We start from the raw sequence: 2,664 nt of genomic DNA on the forward strand, positions 1-2,664 counted from the left end.
CCCCCTCTGTCGCCTTCGGCGACATCTCCCCCTCAAGGGGGGAGATTGGCAGCGCTTCAACCGATTTGCATTCCCGTCACCCGCAATCTCCGCTTGAAGGCGTTTGTGCAACGCGATACGCCGTTTGCAAATTGCAAACCGGAGAGACCTCGTGAGCGCGCCAGAGACCAGAACCGAAACCGATACGTTCGGTCCCATCGAGGTCGCCGCCGACCGCTATTGGGGTGCGCAGGCGCAGCGTTCGCTGGCCAATTTCAAGATCGGCTGGGAAAAGCAGCCTGCGTCGGTCGTGCGGGCGCTGGGTATCGTCAAGCGGGCGGCCGCCGAAGCCAATATGGAGCTGAAGCGGCTCGATCCGGCGATCGGCAAGGCCATTATCGAGGCCTCCCAGGAGGTCATCGACGGCAAGCTCAACGAGCATTTCCCGCTGGTCGTCTGGCAGACCGGCTCGGGCACCCAGTCCAACATGAACGCCAATGAGGTGATTTCCAACCGGGCGATCGAGCTTTTGGGCGGCGTCATGGGGTCGAAGAAGCCGGTGCATCCCAACGACCACGTCAATATGAGCCAGTCGTCGAACGACACCTATCCGACGGCAATGCACATAGCCTGCGCCGAACGCATCATCCACGATCTGCTGCCGGCGCTGAGGCATTTGCATGCGGCACTCGAGGCCAAGACCAAGGCTTTCGCCCACATCGTCAAGATCGGCCGCACCCACACCCAGGACGCGACGCCGCTGACGCTCGGCCAGGAATTCTCGGGCTATGCGGCGCAGGTCGCCTCGTCGATCAAGCGCATCGAGATGACCCTGCCCGGCCTGCAGGAATTGGCACAGGGCGGCACCGCGGTCGGTACCGGCCTCAACGCGCCGGTCGGTTTTGCCGAAAAGGTAGCGGCGCGCATCGCCGCGATCACCGGCATCGATTTCGTCACCGCGCCGAACAAGTTCGAGGCTCTGGCCGCCCATGATTCCATGGTCTTCTCGCACGGCGCCGTCAATGCCTGCGCGGCGGCGCTGTTCAAGATCGCCAACGACATCCGCCTGCTCGGCTCCGGCCCGCGTTCGGGCCTCGGCGAATTGTCGCTGCCGGAAAACGAACCAGGCTCGTCGATCATGCCGGGCAAGGTCAATCCGACACAATGCGAGGCGATGACACAGGTTTGCGTGCAGGTGTTCGGCAACAACGCGGCGATCAGCTTCGCCGGCAGCCAGGGCCATTTCGAGCTCAACGTCTATAATCCGCTGATGGCCTATTGTTTCCTGCAATCGGTAAAGCTGCTGGCCGACGCTTCGGTGTCGTTTACCGACAATTGCGTCGTCGGCATCGAGGCCCGCGAAGACAACATCAAGGCGGCGCTCGACCATTCGCTGATGCTGGTGACGGCGCTGGCGCCGACGATCGGCTACGACAACGCCGCCAAGATCGCCAAGGCGGCGCACAAGAACGGCACGACGCTGCGCGAGGAAGCGCTGGCCACCGGGCTGGTCAGCGAAGCCGACTATGAGCGGCTGGTACGGCCGGAGGACATGACGCATCCAGGGTAAGTTGATCGCGAAAACGTTACCTGAGTGAACAATCCGTAACCAATCTGACGTCTTTGGTGAACAGTCGGCATGCGCTAACTGGACGGCTATCCCAAGTCGTTTGGCCAAACCCTTCTGGAGAGTTACGCATGTCCACCAACACGTCCACCAACACTTCGTTTGCGGGTTCCGGCACCGCCTCCGGCGCCTCGGGCACGATCCTGCTCGGCCGCATCCTGCTTTCGGTCATCTTCCTGCTTTCCGGCTTCGGCAAGCTGACGGCGATTGCCGGCACTGCCGGCTATTTCGGCAGCCTCGGCCTGCCGCTGCCGATGGTGACCGCCTTTGTCGTCGGCCTGATCGAACTGCTTGGCGGCCTCGCCATCCTCGTCGGCTTCCAGACCCGGATCGTCGGCTGGGTGATGGCGATCTTCACCGTCGCCACCGCATTGGTCGCCCACACCGGCTGGGCCGATCAGATGCAGATGATCAATTTCATGAAGAACCTCGGCATTGCCGGCGGCTTCCTCGTGCTCGCCTCGTCGGGTCCAGGCGCGTATTCGATCGACGCCAAGCGCGGCTGAAGCGGCCCAGCATTTCCTGAACAAAGGGGCGCGGAATTTTCCGCGCCCCATTTTCGTTGTCGGTTTATATCTGCCGGCTGGAACTCTGCTAGGATCGGCCGCCGATATCGGAGGAGACCATGCCTCGCAATGCGCTGCTCTTGCTTTCCCGGCTGCTGCTCGCCGCGCTGTTCGTGCCGTCCGGCTTCCATGCGCTTGCCGACATCGCCGGTACATCGGGCTATTTCGCCGGCCTCGGCCTGCCGCTGCCGACGCTGGTGGCTTGGGCGACAGGCCTGTTCGAGCTGATCGCCGGACTGCTCATCCTTGTCGGCTTCAAGCATTCACAGATGCTGATGAAGGACATCGCCATATCAGGCGGTTTTCTGGCGCTGGCAATGGCTGGTGCGGGTGCATGGTCAGCCGACGGGCGGGTGGTTGCAGGTCGCGCCTGAGCGCCACCCGCACCTGTCTACTTGGTGTCTAGGAAGACGAAATTTGCGAGGCGACTTATATTGACGGGCACCGACGCAAAACCGCGGAACCCCATCTCCCCCACTCCCACATATAGAC

General features: G+C 62.4%; 3 protein-coding genes. All 3 read left to right on the plus strand.

What is annotated here, in order from left to right; translation table 11 throughout:
• Positions 1-151: 151 nt before the first annotated feature.
• The 3 genes from fumC (at position 152) to E5W70_RS31795 (ending at position 2,546) form a co-directional block, all read left to right on the plus strand.
• On the plus strand, positions 152-1,549 hold the full coding sequence (gene fumC, locus E5W70_RS31785) for a class II fumarate hydratase (protein ID WP_292665233.1): 1,398 nt from the start codon (positions 152-154) through the stop codon (positions 1,547-1,549).
• 128 nt (positions 1,550-1,677) lie between these two features.
• Positions 1,678-2,112 (plus strand): DoxX family protein, encoded by a 435-nt coding sequence (locus E5W70_RS31790; RefSeq protein ID WP_292665235.1) that lies wholly within the window; start codon positions 1,678-1,680, stop codon positions 2,110-2,112.
• A 119-nt stretch (positions 2,113-2,231) separates the two neighbouring features.
• On the plus strand, positions 2,232-2,546 hold the full coding sequence (locus E5W70_RS31795) for a DoxX family protein (protein WP_292665237.1): 315 nt from the start codon (positions 2,232-2,234) through the stop codon (positions 2,544-2,546).
• Positions 2,547-2,664 lie beyond the last annotated feature (118 nt).

Source organism: Mesorhizobium sp. (genome assembly GCF_005063415.1).
Classification (GTDB): Bacteria; Pseudomonadota; Alphaproteobacteria; order Rhizobiales; family Rhizobiaceae; genus Mesorhizobium.